This window comes from Methylobacterium sp. 190mf (assembly GCF_900107945.1).
Taxonomy (GTDB): Bacteria; Pseudomonadota; Alphaproteobacteria; order Rhizobiales; family Beijerinckiaceae; genus Methylobacterium.
In genome coordinates this window covers 70,679-84,444 of sequence record NZ_FNVI01000011.1, presented here as the reverse complement: position 1 = coordinate 84,444, position 13,766 = coordinate 70,679, and the positions used below count along the sequence as shown (strand labels likewise).

14 protein-coding genes are annotated in these 13,766 nt (G+C 70.8%); 10 read left to right on the top strand and 4 right to left on the bottom strand.

Translation table 11 applies throughout. From position 1 onward, the window contains the following. Positions 1–38 precede the first annotated feature (38 nt). Positions 39–1,166 (top strand): multiple monosaccharide ABC transporter permease, encoded by a 1,128-nt coding sequence (gene mmsB / locus C4T42_RS14825; protein ID WP_244603209.1) that lies wholly within the window; start codon positions 39–41, stop codon positions 1,164–1,166. Between the two features lie 211 nt (positions 1,167–1,377). Here the strand turns inward: mmsB and C4T42_RS14820 are convergent, their stop codons facing one another. Next, positions 1,378–2,349: a polyprenyl synthetase family protein gene (locus tag C4T42_RS14820; RefSeq protein ID WP_026604982.1), complete on the bottom strand. Its 972-nt coding sequence runs from the start codon at positions 2,347–2,349 to the stop codon at positions 1,378–1,380. Positions 2,350–2,504: 155 nt separating this feature from the next. On the opposite strand from C4T42_RS14820, the gene mtgA reads away from it, so the two are divergent. After that, complete coding sequence (gene mtgA / locus C4T42_RS14815; RefSeq protein ID WP_012317618.1) at positions 2,505–3,155, top strand: monofunctional biosynthetic peptidoglycan transglycosylase; 651 nt, start codon at positions 2,505–2,507, stop codon at positions 3,153–3,155. Positions 3,156–3,217: 62 nt separating this feature from the next. Beyond that, entirely contained in the window at positions 3,218–3,862 is a 645-nt protein-coding gene (locus tag C4T42_RS14810; protein WP_103985310.1) for a hypothetical protein, read from the top strand. A gap of 49 nt (positions 3,863–3,911) precedes the next feature. On the opposite strand, the gene C4T42_RS14805 is transcribed toward C4T42_RS14810, so the two are convergent. Beyond that, entirely contained in the window at positions 3,912–5,150 is a 1,239-nt protein-coding gene (locus tag C4T42_RS14805; RefSeq protein WP_103985309.1) for an argininosuccinate synthase, read from the bottom strand. A gap of 212 nt (positions 5,151–5,362) precedes the next feature. Between C4T42_RS14805 and C4T42_RS14800 the strand changes: the two genes are divergently transcribed. The 7 genes from C4T42_RS14800 (at position 5,363) to C4T42_RS14770 (ending at position 12,257) form a co-directional block, all read left to right on the top strand. Further along, the gene (locus C4T42_RS14800) at positions 5,363–5,989 is read left to right on the top strand and encodes a 2-hydroxychromene-2-carboxylate isomerase (RefSeq protein ID WP_020093497.1); all 627 of its coding nucleotides are present in this window, start codon (positions 5,363–5,365) and stop codon (positions 5,987–5,989) included. Positions 5,990–6,118: 129 nt separating this feature from the next. Further along, a complete protein-coding gene (locus tag C4T42_RS14795; RefSeq protein WP_056522497.1) occupies positions 6,119–6,817 on the top strand; it encodes a DsbA family protein in 699 nt (232 codons plus the stop codon). A 216-nt stretch (positions 6,818–7,033) separates the two neighbouring features. Next, complete coding sequence (locus C4T42_RS14790; RefSeq protein WP_103985308.1) at positions 7,034–7,606, top strand: F0F1 ATP synthase subunit delta; 573 nt, start codon at positions 7,034–7,036, stop codon at positions 7,604–7,606. Positions 7,607–7,660: 54 nt separating this feature from the next. After that, on the top strand, positions 7,661–9,193 hold the full coding sequence (gene atpA, locus C4T42_RS14785) for a F0F1 ATP synthase subunit alpha (protein ID WP_103985307.1): 1,533 nt from the start codon (positions 7,661–7,663) through the stop codon (positions 9,191–9,193). 134 nt (positions 9,194–9,327) lie between these two features. Continuing rightward, positions 9,328–10,218: a F0F1 ATP synthase subunit gamma gene (locus C4T42_RS14780; RefSeq protein ID WP_103985306.1), complete on the top strand. Its 891-nt coding sequence runs from the start codon at positions 9,328–9,330 to the stop codon at positions 10,216–10,218. A gap of 42 nt (positions 10,219–10,260) precedes the next feature. Further along, positions 10,261–11,715, top strand: coding sequence for a F0F1 ATP synthase subunit beta (atpD, locus tag C4T42_RS14775; protein WP_020093502.1), 1,455 nt, complete (start codon positions 10,261–10,263; stop codon positions 11,713–11,715). A gap of 140 nt (positions 11,716–11,855) precedes the next feature. Further along, on the top strand, positions 11,856–12,257 hold the full coding sequence (locus C4T42_RS14770) for a F0F1 ATP synthase subunit epsilon (RefSeq protein ID WP_020093503.1): 402 nt from the start codon (positions 11,856–11,858) through the stop codon (positions 12,255–12,257). Between the two features lie 7 nt (positions 12,258–12,264). On the opposite strand, the gene C4T42_RS14765 is transcribed toward C4T42_RS14770, so the two are convergent. Continuing rightward, entirely contained in the window at positions 12,265–13,503 is a 1,239-nt protein-coding gene (locus tag C4T42_RS14765) for a CCA tRNA nucleotidyltransferase (RefSeq protein ID WP_103985305.1), read from the bottom strand. Next, complete coding sequence (locus C4T42_RS14760; RefSeq protein ID WP_020093505.1) at positions 13,500–13,757, bottom strand: DUF6111 family protein; 258 nt, start codon at positions 13,755–13,757, stop codon at positions 13,500–13,502. Before C4T42_RS14760 ends, C4T42_RS14765 begins: the two co-directional genes overlap by 4 nt. Positions 13,758–13,766: the final 9 nt, after the last annotated feature.

Sequence of the window (13,766 nt, the reverse complement as noted above, 5' to 3'; positions counted from 1 at the left end):
CGGCGGGTGCGGCCGGGGTCCGGCGCGGCCGCCTGCCGATGGCGCAGCTGCGCGCCTACGGGCTCGTCGTCGCGCTGGCGGCGATCACGCTGTTCTTCGAGGTCGCGACGGGCGGCGTCCTGTTCCAGCCGCTGAACCTGACCAACCTGATCCTCCAGAACAGCTACGTCGTCGTGATGGCGCTCGGGATGCTGCTGGTCATCGTGGCCGGGCATATCGACCTGTCGGTCGGCTCGGTGGTCGGTTTCGTGGGGGCGCTCGCCGCCCTGCTGATGGTCCGCTTCCACGTCGACCCGTTCTCGGCGGCCGTCCTGTGCCTCGCGGTGGGCGCGGTCATCGGCGGTCTGCAGGGCTACTTCGTGGCCTACCTCGCCATCCCGAGCTTCATCGTCACCCTGGCCGGCATGATGGTGTTCCGCGGCCTGACGCAGGTGCTGCTGCAGGGGGCCTCCATCGGACCGTTCCCGGAGGTGTTCCAGCTCCTCGCCAAGGGCTTCCTCGTCAACGGCGCCGGACCCTGGACCGCCGTCCTGATCGCCGCCGCGCTGGTCGCGACGCTGACCGGGCTGAACTGGCGACGGCGGCAGGCGCGGCTGCGGAACGGGAGCCCGGCCGAGTCCCCGGCGGCGTTCATCGGCCGCAACGGCGTGACCGCCATCCTGATCCTGGCCTTCGCCTGGCAGATGAGCGCGTACCGGGGCCTGCCCAACGTGCTCCTCGTGCTGCTGGCGCTGGTGACGCTCTACGGCTTCGTGACGACTCGGACGACGATCGGGCGCCGGATCTACGCGCTGGGCGGGAACATCAAGGCCGCGCGCCTCTCGGGCATCAAGACCGAGCGGCTGACCTTCCTGACCTTCGCCAACATGGGCGCGCTGGCGGGCCTCGCCGGCATGATCTTCGTCGCCCGGCTCAACACCGCGAACTCGAAGGCCGGCGTCGGCATGGAGCTCGACGTGATCGCCGCGTGCTTCATCGGCGGCGCCTCGGCGGCGGGCGGCATCGGCAAAGTCTCGGCTGTCGTGATCGGCGCCTTCATCATCGGCATCATGAACAACGGCATGTCGATCCTGGGGATCGGCGTCGACTGGCAGCAGGTGATCAAGGGTGTCGTCCTGCTCGCCGCCGTGTGCCTCGACGTCCACAACAAGACCAACCGGCTCTGACCGGCGCCGCGCGCTCCGCGGTCCCGCCTCCGGTTCGGATGGCCCCGATCGGGACGGCGCGGGTCCGCCTCGCGGAGGGTGTCGATCCGGCGGTGCCGCGATCGCTTGTGGCGTGCGTCGCGTGGTCGTGGCGCAGTGTTCGCGGAGGTCCGGCCGCCGGGCCCGGCCCGGCCGCCCGAGGCGGCGGCCGGATTTCCCCCGCCCGGCGCGATCAGGTCTTGCGGGCGACCGTGAAGCGGGCGGCGTCGCGCAGGACCCGGGCGCCCTCCCCCCAGGACGACACCGCGTCCTCGCAGACGCCGACGAGGCGGTCGCACTCGGCGCGGGCCCCGTCGATGCCGAGACGGTCGACGAGCGTCGCCTTGCCGGCATCCTTGTCCTTGCCGGTGGCCTTGCCCATGGCCTCGGGCGAGGCCTCCCGGTCGAGGATGTCGTCGGCGATCTGGAAGGCCTGCCCCAGGGCGAGGCCGTAGCGCAGGAGTGCGGCCTGCTGGTCCTTGTCGGCACCGCCGACGATCGCGCCGGCCTCCACCGAGAAGGCCAGGATCGCGCCGGTCTTCATCGCCTGCATCCGCAGGGTGTCGTCCACGTCCATGTTGGCCGCGCCGAACCGGCCCTCGGCGGTGAGGTCGAGGAGCTGGCCGCCGACCATGCCGCCGAGGCCCGAGGCCCGGGCGAGGCCGAGCACGAGGTCGGCGCGGATGCGCGCATCCGGCTGCCAGGTCGGGTCGGCCACGATCTCGAAGGCCAGCGTCTGCAGGGCGTCGCCGACGAGGATGGCGGTGGCCTCGTCGTAGGCCTTGTGGACCGTGGGCTTGCCGCGGCGCATGTCGTCGTCGTCCATCGCCGGCAGGTCGTCGTGGACGAGGCTGTAGCAGTGGACCAGCTCGACGCCGGCGCCGGCCGCCAGCGCGGCGGCCTCGGAGCCGCCGAGCATCCGGGCGGTCTCGATGGCCAGGAACGGCCGGAGACGCTTGCCGCCGCCGAGCACGGCGTGCCGCATGGCCTCCATCAGGCGGGGCGGCCGGGCGATCTCGCCGGCGCCGACCGCGGGGCCGAGCCGCTCGACCAGGAAGGTCTCGACCGTGCCGGCGACCTCCGTCAACCTGTGGGTAAAATCGGCGGCCGGCGTGACTGCCTTGACCGAACCGGTCGGTGCCTGCGTTGAGGGGGTCGGGGTCATCGGGCTTACGTCCGGTCCTGGCCTTGCGAAAACCAATCGGGTGTCAGTTGGGCGGGGACGGACTCACGGTGGACGGGGCTCGACGCAGGCGGGAGACGGCAGGTCGCGACCTCCCGCTCGCGCGCCCGCGCCGTTCCCGTCGCGTCCGACAGCTTGTGGGAGCGCTGCTGCTGCTCCCCGCCGTCGGGTTCGTCCTCGCACTGACGTTGGCGCTCGTCTATAGCGCGGTGATGCCGCCGTCGACCCTGATGCTGGGACGGTGGTTGACGCTTCAGCCGGTGAGTCGGGATCCGGTCCCGCTCTCCGCCATCGCGCCGGCCCTGCCCCAGGCCGTGATCGCCTCGGAGGACCAGCGCTTCTGCCTGGATCACGGCGTCGATTTCGGCGCGATCCGCGACGTGGTCGAGGACGAGGATTCCCCGAGCCGCGGCGCCTCCACGATCGCCATGCAGACGGTGAAGAACGTCTTCCTGTGGCCCGGCCGCTCCTACATCCGGAAGGCCATCGAGATCCCGCTGGCGCTGGCGCTCGACACGCTCTGGGGCAAGCGCCGGATGATGGAGATCTACCTCAACGTCGCCGAGTGGGGCGACGGGATCTACGGCGCGCAGGCCGCGAGCCGGCACTGGTTCGGCAAGGACGCGAGCCGGCTGACCCGCAACGAGGCCGCCCTGCTCGCCGCCGTGCTGCCGAACCCGATCACCCGCAGCGCCGGCCGGCCCTCCCCCGGGGTGCGCCGCCGGGCCGCGCGGATCCAGGCGATGATGGGACAGATCGACGGCCTCACGGGCTGCTTGCGGCGGTAGCAGGGGGCGACCCGCCTCTGTAAGACGGGCCTTCCAAGCGTGAGAGCCGGGACCGATACACGATGAGCGATGCCGTCTACGACCTGAGCCTGGAGCGCATCGCCCTGATCCGCCGGATGGTCGTCGCCTGGGACGGCGCCGAGCCAGGGGCGCCGACCATCCACCCGGCCGCCCCCTATGGCAGCCTCGACCGCGACGGCGACATCGCCAACGTCACCGGCGACGACGAGGGCGCCGAGGAGGAGCACCGGTCGCTCGAGTACGGCCTCGCCGTCTTCGTCCAGAACGGGCAGCTGAAGCCGGGCCGGTACCAGTACCACAACGGTCTGGCCAAGCTCGATCCGGGCGCCGTGGGCGACGTCTTCCGGGACGCGGCCACCGGCGAGACCCCGGACCTGATCACCTTCGCGGTGACGCCCGAGCACCTCGCGCTGATCCCGCAGCTGAATATCGGGTGGAACGCCGAGCAGGGGGTGCCGCGCGTCGACCCGGAGCGGCCCTACGGCGCGGACGGCGCCTACACCGCGGCGATGAAGCGCCTTCTCGCCGCCGTGCCGGGCGCGGCCGCGAACGACGACGAGGACGCGGAGACGCGGCTCGTGCGCCTCCATCGGGAATTGCAGCCGGCCCTGCAGATCTTCCTGCGCTACGCCGATCTCGGGCCCGGCGACTTCCGTCGGGCCGCCGAGCGCTGGCTCCCCGCCTGACGGCTACCTCCGGTCGCGGCCGCCCGCGCGGCGGCGACCGGCACCGGGCTCAGCCCTCGCGCTTCCTGCGCTGGGCCAGCGTGCGAAGCCGCAGGGCGTTGAGCTTGATGAAGCCTGCCGCGTCGCGGTGATCGTAGGCGACGGCGCCCTCCTCGAAGGTCACGAGGTCCTGGTCGTAGAGCGAGTGCGGACTCTCGCGGCCGATCACGTGGACGCCGCCCTTGTAGAGCTTCAGCCGCACCGTTCCGGTGACCTTCTCCTGGCTCTTGTCGATCAGGGCCTGGATCATCTCGCGCTCCGGCGAGAACCAGAAGCCGTTGTAGATCAGCTCGGCGTATTGCGGCATGAGCTGGTCCTTCAGGTGCGCGGCACCCCGGTCCAGCGTGATCGACTCGATGGCGCGGTGCGCCGGCAGCAGGATCGTGCCGCCCGGCGTCTCGTACATGCCGCGGCTCTTCATGCCGACGAAGCGGTTCTCCACCAGGTCGAGCCGGCCGATGCCGTTGGCGCGGCCGAGCTCGTTGAGCTTGGTCAGCAGGCTCGCGGGCGACAGAGCCTCGCCGTCGATCGAGACGGCGTCGCCGCGCTCGAACCCGATCGTGATGACCGTCGGCTGGTCGGGCGCCTCCTCGGGGGAGAGCGTGCGCGAGTAGACGTAGTCCGGCACCTCGACGGCCGGATCCTCCAGCACCTTGCCCTCCGAGGAGGCGTGCAGGAGGTTGGCGTCCACCGAGAACGGGCTCTCGCCGCGCTTGTCCTTGGCGATCGGGATCTGGTGCTGCTCGGCGAAGGCGATGAGCTGCTCGCGCGAGCGCAGGTCCCACTCGCGCCAGGGCGCGATCACCGTGACGTCGGGTTTCAGCGCGTAGTAGCCGAGCTCGAACCGGACCTGATCGTTCCCCTTGCCGGTGGCGCCGTGGCAGACCGCGTCGGCGCCGACGCGCTCGGCGATCTCGATCTGCTTCTTGGCGATCAGCGGCCGGGCGATCGAGGTCCCGAGCAGGTAGACGCCCTCGTAGACGGCGTTCGCCCGGAACATCGGGAAGACGTAGTCGCGGACGAATTCCTCGCGCAGGTCCTCGATGTAGATGTTCTCGGGCTTGATGCCGAGCAGCTCCGCCTTGCGGCGCGCGGGCTCCAGCTCCTCGCCCTGGCCGAGATCGGCCGTGAAGGTGACGACCTCGCAGCCGTAGGTGGTCTGCAGCCACTTCAGGATGATCGATGTGTCGAGGCCGCCGGAATAGGCCAGCACGACCTTCTTCACGGGGCTCTTCGCGGGAACGGACATGGGACTTCCGGAACTGGGCGAGGGATCTGGCTCGGCGTTTGCGGCTTATCGCGGGTGTCACCGGCCTGCAACCGGCGCGCCGCCTCGCGCGTAGCCGAGATGCCGGAGGATCGGCCGCGTTTCGCCTCACGACGGCCTTGCGGTTGTGTCAGAAACGGCGCGGGCGTTGCAGGTCGTCATCGCCGCGAGAGTGCATCGGAGAAGCGAAGTCTATGGCGCGCCAGCCAATTCTGGAGTTCTGGTACGAATTCGCCTCCACCTACTCCTACCTCGCGGCCATGCGCGTCGAGGCCGCCGCCGCCGAGGCGGACGTGGCGATCCGGTGGCGCCCCTTCCTGGTCGGGCCGCTCTTCGCCGCGCAGGGCTGGACCACCTCGCCGTTCAATCTCTACGCGGCCAAGGGCAAGAACATGTGGCGCGACGTCGAGCGCGAGGCCGCGCGCCTCGGCCTGCCGCCGGTGACGCGCCCCGCCCAGTTCCCGCAGAACAGCCTCAGCGCGGTGCGGGTCGCGATCCTCGGCCAGGACCAGCCCTGGCTGGTGCCGTTCTCGAAGGCGGTCTTCACCGCGAGCTTCGCCGAGGGCCGCTCGATCGCGGAACCGGCGGCCGTCGCGGAGATCCTCGATTCGCTCGGGCTCGACGGCACGCAGACCGTGCGGGCCGCCGCCGCCGAGGCCAACAAGACGAAGCTGCGGGTCAGCGTCGAGGAGGCGCGCTCCCGCGGGATCTACGGGGCGCCGACGTTCCTGGCCGACGACGGCGAGCTGTTCTGGGGCAACGACCGGCTCGAGCAGGCCCTGGCCTGGGCGACCGGCGACCGGCCGAAGGGGCTGCGCTAGGCCGCGCTCGCCCCGCGGTAGCGCGACGTTCACGGCCGCTCGGCCATGAAACCGACTCGACCCCCTGGTTCTGGTCTGGCTCCGCTTCGGCGCGGCCGGAGCGGGACAGCGATGCCCCGGACGAGTCCCATGCCTGTTTCGAAGCCTGTCTCGCGACGTCTCCTGCTCGCCGCAGCCGCCACCTTCGGTGCCGGCCTGACCGGCGCCTCCGCGCAATCCTACGGCCAGCGGGTCGCGGTGACGGGCGACGACGGGCGCGCGGTGGCGAACTCGATCCTGCCGGGCGAGATCACCGGGCAGATCCCGGCCTTGCGCGGCGTGACCTATGTCGGGCCGCGGGATGCCGGGACTACGCTCTACGAGTTCTTCGACTTCAACTGCCCGTACTGCCGGAAGGCGGCCGCCGACGTGGTCGCCCTGCACGACAGCGATCCGGAGCTGCGGATTGGGCTTGTCCACAACCCGATCCTGTCGCCGCAATCCGCCCAGGCCGCCAAGGTGATGCTGGCGGTGCAGCGCAAGCTCGGCTCCGAGGCCGCGTGGCGCTTCTACCAGACGCTGCTGGGCAAGCCCGGCCGCATCGACGGGCCCGGCGCGCTCGCCGTCGCCGCCACGATGGGGATCCCGCAGGCGGAGGTCGAGGAGATCGCCGACAGCGAGGAGGTGCGCGCGGCGCTGAAGAGCCAGATGCGGATGGCCGCGGATCTCGGGCTCTACGCGACGCCGTCCTACGTGATCGGCAACAGCGGGATCCTCGGGCATCCCGGCGCCGGCGCCATGGCCAAGATGATCGCGAGCGTGCGGCGCTGCGACCGGCTCGCCTGCTGAGGCGGGACCCGCGTCACACTTCCGCCGTCCTGACGCGCAGCGACGCGCGCCTGCCGTGTTGCGCGCGGCCATGCTGGCATGCTAGGCGGTCGCCGCGCCGCGAGGACAGTTCTCGACCTGTCCGTTGCCGGCGCGATCCCACGTCCCGAACGGTCTCGCACCGCGCTCCAGCCGGAGCGCGCGGAGCGGACGGGCAACCAGAGAAGAGAGCGACGGGTGGCGCAGAACGGTTCCGAGGCTGGTCCCCTGGTCGCAGGCGTGGCGGGCCGGTACGCTTCCGCCCTGTTCGAGCTCGCGCGCGACGAGCGCCAGGTCGACGCGGTCGCCGGGTCTCTCGATCAATTCGACACGCTGCTGAAGGAGAGCGCGGATCTCCGCCGCCTCGTCCGCAGCCCGGTCTTCAGCGCTGAGGAGCAGGCGGCCGCCATCGGCGCCGTGCTCGACAAGGCGGGCATCGGCGGCCTCGCCGGCAATTTCATCCGCCTCGCGGCCTCGAACCGCCGGCTCTTCGCCCTGCCCGACATGATCGACGCGTTCCGGACCCTGGTCCAGGACTCGAAGGGCATCGTGCGCGCTCAGGTCCGGGTGGCCGAGAAGCCCTCCGACGCGGTGATCGAGGAGATCAAGGCGTCGCTGCGCGACATCGCCAAGGCCGATGTCGCCGTCGACCTCGTGGTCGACCCCAGCCTGATCGGCGGCCTCGTCGTGAAGATGGGCTCGCGCATGGTCGACGCCTCCCTCAAGACCAAGCTCAACGGTATCCGCCTCGCGATGCGGGCCGCGCGGTAAGCGCCCCCATCCGACCCGAACACGCATAGACGCATCAGCGACAGAGGCCCGAGTATGGACATCCGCGCCGCCGAGATCTCCGCGATCCTGAAAGAGCAGATCAAGAACTTCGGCGAGGAGGCCGAGGTCTCCGAGGTCGGACAGGTCCTGTCCGTCGGCGACGGCATCGCCCGCGCCTACGGCCTCGACAACGTCCAGGCCGGCGAGATGGTCGAGTTCGAGTCGGGCGTGCGCGGCATGGCCCTGAACCTCGAGCAGGACAACGTCGGCATCGTGATCTTCGGCTCCGACCGCGAGATCAAGGAAGGCCAGACCGTCAAGCGGACCGGCGCCATCGTGGACGTGCCGGTCGGCAAGGGCCTGCTCGGCCGCGTCGTCGACGCCCTCGGCAACCCGATCGACGGCAAGGGCCCGATCCAGTCGACCGAGCGTCGCCGCGTCGACGTGAAGGCCCCGGGCATCATCCCGCGCAAGTCTGTGCACGAGCCGATGGCCACGGGCCTGAAGGCGATCGACGCCCTGATCCCGGTCGGCCGCGGCCAGCGCGAGCTGATCATCGGCGATCGCCAGACCGGCAAGACCGCCATCGCCCTCGACACGATCCTGAACCAGAAGCCGGGCCACGCCGCCGGCGGTGACGAGAAGGCCAAGCTCTACTGCATCTACGTCGCTATCGGTCAAAAGCGCTCGACGGTGGCCCAGTTCGTGAAGGTCCTGGAGGACCAGGGCGCGCTGGAGTACTCCATCGTCATCGCCGCCACGGCGTCCGACGCGGCCCCGATGCAGTTCATCGCGCCGTTCGCCGGCTGCGCCATGGGCGAGTACTTCCGCGACAACGGCATGCACGCCGTGATCGTGTACGACGATCTGTCCAAGCAGGCCGTGGCCTACCGCCAGATGTCGCTGCTGCTGCGCCGCCCGCCGGGCCGCGAGGCGTATCCGGGCGACGTGTTCTACCTCCACAGCCGCCTGCTCGAGCGCGCCGCCAAGATGGGCGACGCCGCCGGCAACGGCTCGCTGACCGCGCTGCCGGTCATCGAGACCCAGGCCAACGACGTCTCGGCCTACATCCCGACCAACGTGATCTCGATCACCGACGGCCAGATCTTCCTCGAGACCGACCTGTTCTACCAGGGCATCCGCCCGGCGGTGAACGTCGGCCTCTCGGTGTCGCGGGTGGGCTCCTCGGCGCAGACCAAGGCGATGAAGAAGGTCGCCGGCAAGATCAAGGGCGAGCTCGCGCAGTACCGCGAGATGGCCGCCTTCGCGCAGTTCGGCTCGGACCTCGACGCCTCCACCCAGGCACTCCTGAACCGCGGCTCGCGGCTCACCGAGCTCCTGAAGCAGCCGCAGTTCTCGCCACTGAAGATGGAAGAGCAGGTCGCGGTGATCTACGCTGGCGTGAACGGCTACCTGGACAAGATGCCGGTCAGCAAGGTCCGTCCCTTCGAGGACGCGCTGCTCAGCACCCTGAGGTCCAAGCACAAGGACCTGCTCGACTCGATCGCCGCCTCCAAGGACCTGTCGGACGAGAACGCCGGCAAGCTGAAGGGCGTCGTCGAGAGCGTCGCCAAGTCGATCGGCTGATGTGAGGCCCCTCCCCTCGGGGAGGGATCTTGGGTGGTGCGGGGGGATCCCGGTCCCCGCCGCACCGCCCGAACTTCCGGCTCCTTCCCGCCGAGGGAAGGAGAGGCCCATAGAACGGACCTGGACCTCACCCGATGGCGAGTTTGAAGGACCTGCGCAACCGCATCACCTCGGTGAAGGCGACGCAGAAGATCACCAAGGCCATGCAGATGGTCGCCGCCGCCAAGCTGCGCCGGGCGCAGATGGCCGCCGAGGCGGGCCGTCCCTACGCCGAGAAGATGTCGGCGGTGCTCGGCAACCTCGCGGGCAACCTCGTCGGCGGCGTCGGCGCCCCGCGGCTCCTGTCCGGGACCGGCTCCGAGCAGACGCACCTGCTCGTGGTGTGCACGGGCGACCGCGGCCTCGCCGGCGCGTTCAACTCGTCGATCGTCCGCCTCGCGGTGCGCGAACACGCCCAGAAGCTCGCCGCCGAGGGCAAGACGGTCAAGATCATGACGGTCGGCAAGAAGGGCCTCGACGCGCTGCGCCGGCAGTACCGCGACCAGATCGTCGAGAGCATGGATATCCGCGGCAACCGCCCGGTGGATTACGAGTTCGCCGCCTCGATCGCCGACAAGATCCTGACCCGCTTCGAGAACGGCGAGTTCGACGTCGCGACCCTGTTCTACTCCGAGTTCCGGTCGGTCATCTCGCAGATCCCCACGGCGCAGCGCCTGATCCCCGCGGAGCTGCCGGCGGTCGACACGACCGCGAAGGCGGCGGCCGGCAACGCCGCCCTGGAATTCGAGCCGTCCGAGGAGGCGATCCTCGAGACGCTGCTGCCGAAGAACCTGACGGTGCAGATCTACCGGGCGCTCCTGGAGAACGCCGCCTCCGAGCAGGGCGCGCGCATGAGCGCCATGGACTCGGCGACCCGCAACGCGGGCGAGATGATCAAGAAGCAGACGCTGATCTACAACCGGACGCGTCAGGCCATGATCACCAAGGAACTCATCGAGATCATCTCGGGTGCGGAAGCCCTCTGAGGCACCGCGACCCGACCGCACAGCTTGAAGGGTAGGTTAACGATGGCGAACACCGCACTCCCCGGCACCGGCTCCAACAAGGTCGGCAAGATCACCCAGGTCATCGGCCCCGTGGTCGACGTGCAGTTCGAGGGCCACCTGCCCGAGATCCTGAACGCGCTGGAGACCAAGAACAACGGCGCCCGCCTCGTCCTCGAGGTCGCCCAGCAGCTCGGCGAGAACACCGTCCGCTGCATCGCCATGGACACGTCCGAGGGCCTGACCCGCGGCCAGGAGTGCACCGACACCGGCGAGCCGATCAAGGTTCCGGTCGGCATGAACACCCTCGGCCGCATCATGAACGTCATCGGCGAGCCGATTGACGAGGCCGGCCCGGTCCAGGCCGACACGTTCCGCGCCATCCACCAGCCGGCCCCCTCCTACGCCGAGCAGTCGACCGAGGCCCAGATCCTCGTCACCGGCATCAAGGTGGTGGACCTGCTCGCCCCCTACGCGAAGGGCGGCAAGATCGGCCTGTTCGGCGGCGCCGGCGTCGGCAAGACCGTGCTGATCATGGAGCTGATCAACAACATCGCCAAGGTGCACTCGGGCTACTCGGTGTTCGCCGGCGTGGGTGAGCGCACCCGCGAGGGCAACGACCTTTATCACGAGATGATCGAGTCCAAGGTGAACGTCGACCCGAAGGAGCACGGCTCCGCCGAGGGTTCGAAGTGCGCCCTGGTCTACGGCCAGATGAACGAGTCGCCGGGCGCCCGCTCACGCGTCGCCCTGACCGGCCTCACGATCGCCGAGCAGTTCCGCGACGACGGCCAGGACGTGCTGTTCTTCGTCGACAACATCTTCCGCTTCACGCAGGCGGGCTCCGAGGTGTCGGCGCTCCTCGGCCGCATCCCCTCGGCGGTGGGCTACCAGCCGACGCTCGCCACCGACATGGGCGCCCTCCAGGAGCGCATCACCACCACGACCAAGGGCTCGATCACCTCGGTGCAGGCGATCTACGTGCCGGCCGACGACCTGACCGACCCGGCGCCCGCCGCCTCGTTCGCCCACCTCGACGCCACGACCGTGCTGTCGCGCTCGATCGCCGAGAAGGGCATCTACCCGGCGGTGGACCCGCTGGACTCGACCTCGCGCATGCTGTCGCCGGCGATCCTCGGCGAGGAGCACTACGACGTCGCCCGTCGCGTCCAGCAGACCCTGCAGCGCTACAAGGCTCTCCAGGACATCATCGCGATCCTGGGCATGGACGAGCTGTCCGAGGAGGACAAGCTGACCGTGGCCCGCGCCCGCAAGATCGAGCGCTTCTTCTCGCAGCCCTTCTCGGTGGCCGAGGTGTTCACCGGCTCGCCGGGCAAGCAGGTCGCTCTCGAGGACACCATCAAGGGCTTCAAGGGCCTGGTGAACGGCGACTACGACGACCTCCCGGAGGCCGCCTTCTACATGGTCGGCACCATCGAGGAGGCCCAGGAGAAGGCCAAGAAGCTCAAGGCCGCGTAAGACGACACCCCCTTCCCCGCGCGGGAAGGGGACAGAGGCCGCGCGGGCGACCCTGACCGGTGCCGTCCGCGCAGCCTTTTTCCGAGACGCTCCGCCCGCTTGGCGGGGCGCGCGCCGCCGATCCGGGAACACGTCAGGCCATGGCCACCTTCCACTTCGATTTCGTCGGCCCCGAGCGGACGCTGTATTCCGGCGAGGTGACCGCCGTTCAGCTGCCCGGTACCGAGGGCGAGATGACCGTGATGCCGGGCCACGCGCCCGTGCTGACCTCCCTCCGGGTCGGCGTCATCGTGATCACCGAGAGCCAGGGCAGCGGCAAGCGGATCTACGTCCGCGGCGGCTTCGCCGATATCGGCCCGACGGCCGTGACCGTGCTCGCCGAGCGCGCCGCCCCGATCGAGGAGCTGACGCACGAATCCCTCGACCGCGACATCGAGGCGATCGAGATGCAGCGCGACGCCACCGAGGACCTGCAGAAGCGCGAGGAGCTGAACGGCCAGATCGTCCAGCTCCAGGAGACCAAGGCGCTCCTGAAGCTCTGAGCCTCGTTCAGCGGGCGCTCTCCAGCGCCCGCGCCAGCAGGTCGGCCCGCGCTTCCGCGTCCGTCGGGCAGCCCCGCTTCAGCCAGATCCTCCGCGCCGCGGCCAACCCGCGCCCGATCCCGGGCCCCGGCGCCACACCGGCCGCGACGAGATCCGCCCCCGCCAGGGGAAAGGCCGGCGACGCCCCCTCCCCCTCCAGGGCCCGCAGGGCCGCCCGCGCCGCCTCCGTCACGGCGGGCCGCGGCTCTCCGGCCAGGATCGCCAGCGCGTCGGCCAGGCACGACAGGCCGTGCTCCGCCGCCAGGGCCCGCGCCGCGACCGCGTCCAGCACCGCGCATCCGTGGAGATCGGCCAGCGCCCCGGCGTAGCCGAGCAGCTGCCCGTGCTCGCTCTTCGACAGGCGCAGCCGCTCGCGCAATCTGTCGGCGTCGTGCCGGGCGCCGACGGCGAGGGCTGCGAGGCGCGTCACCGGAGGCAGGCCCGCGGCTGCGGCCCGTTCCAGCCGCCCGAGCTCCCCGACGCCGCCGGTGATCCGCGGCAGCAGCCCGGTCGCGCTCAGCGTCGTCACCATGGCCGGGCCGCCGGGGGCCGCGAGCAGCTTCAGGAATTCCGCGCGCACGCGTTCGCGAGAGAGCCGGTCCAGGCTGTCCCGCGCGGCCACGCAGGCCGCCAGGGCCGCGGCGTCGGGCGCGCCGGCACCGAACCGGGCGTGGAAGCGGAAGAAGCGCAGGATCCGCAGCGCGTCCTCGCGGATCCGGGTCGCGGGGTCGCCGATGAAGCGCACCCGCCCGGCCGCGAGGTCGGGCCTGCCGCCCACCGGGTCGTGCAGGGTTCCGTCGGCACCGAGGGAGAGCGCGTTGACGGTGAAGTCGCGGCGCTCGGCGTCGCGGAGGAAGTCGCTGCCGAAGCGGACGACGGCGTGACGCCCGTCGGTCTCGACGTCCTCGCGCAGGGTCGTGACCTCGATCGGCCCGTCCTCGGTCACCAGCGTGATGGTGCCGTGCTCGATGCCGGTCGGCGCCGCCTTGAGGCCGGGCGCCCGCTGCGCCGCCCGCATCACCGCCTCGGGCCGGTGCGTCGTCGCCATGTCGATGTCGGCGGTCGGTGCGCCGAGGAGCGCGTCGCGGACGCAGCCGCCGATCAGGCGGGTCTCCGCGCCCGGCGCGTCCAGGGCCGCGAGGACGCGGCGGACGCCCGGGCGTTCGAGCAGGGCCGCCAGCCCCGCCGGATGGAGGGCGCGCCTCACCGGAAGCCACCGGGTACGAGGCGGCCGTTCTCCATGTGGGTCGGCACGTAGCCCCCGGGACGGCGCTCCGAGAACAGGCCCTCGTAGACGAGGGTGCCGATCACCACCGCCAGCCCGGCCAGGACCAAGCGGAACAGGTGCGCGTCCCAGTGCACCCGGCGCAGGGGATTGCGGCCGGACAGCAGCAGGTAGACGAGGAACAGCGCGAAGGGGATGAGGAAGAGGCCGAACTCTTCGAGGATGCGGCGGAGCATGCGGTCAGC

What these genes read in the sequence shown, in the direction of transcription:
- mmsB (WP_244603209.1), top strand. Translation starts at nt 39, where the DNA reads ATGGCGCAGCTGCGCGCCTACGGGCTCGTCGTCGCGCTGGCGGCGATC.
- C4T42_RS14820 (WP_026604982.1), bottom strand. Translation starts at nt 2,349, where the DNA reads ATGACCCCGACCCCCTCAACGCAGGCACCGACCGGTTCGGTCAAGGCA.
- C4T42_RS14810 (WP_103985310.1), top strand. Translation starts at nt 3,218, where the DNA reads ATGAGCGATGCCGTCTACGACCTGAGCCTGGAGCGCATCGCCCTGATC.
- C4T42_RS14805 (WP_103985309.1), bottom strand. Translation starts at nt 5,150, where the DNA reads ATGTCCGTTCCCGCGAAGAGCCCCGTGAAGAAGGTCGTGCTGGCCTAT.
- C4T42_RS14800 (WP_020093497.1), top strand. Translation starts at nt 5,363, where the DNA reads ATGGCGCGCCAGCCAATTCTGGAGTTCTGGTACGAATTCGCCTCCACC.
- C4T42_RS14795 (WP_056522497.1), top strand. Translation starts at nt 6,119, where the DNA reads ATGCCTGTTTCGAAGCCTGTCTCGCGACGTCTCCTGCTCGCCGCAGCC.
- atpA (WP_103985307.1), top strand. Translation starts at nt 7,661, where the DNA reads ATGGACATCCGCGCCGCCGAGATCTCCGCGATCCTGAAAGAGCAGATC.
- C4T42_RS14780 (WP_103985306.1), top strand. Translation starts at nt 9,328, where the DNA reads ATGGCGAGTTTGAAGGACCTGCGCAACCGCATCACCTCGGTGAAGGCG.
- atpD (WP_020093502.1), top strand. Translation starts at nt 10,261, where the DNA reads ATGGCGAACACCGCACTCCCCGGCACCGGCTCCAACAAGGTCGGCAAG.
- C4T42_RS14770 (WP_020093503.1), top strand. Translation starts at nt 11,856, where the DNA reads ATGGCCACCTTCCACTTCGATTTCGTCGGCCCCGAGCGGACGCTGTAT.
- C4T42_RS14760 (WP_020093505.1), bottom strand. Translation starts at nt 13,757, where the DNA reads ATGCTCCGCCGCATCCTCGAAGAGTTCGGCCTCTTCCTCATCCCCTTC.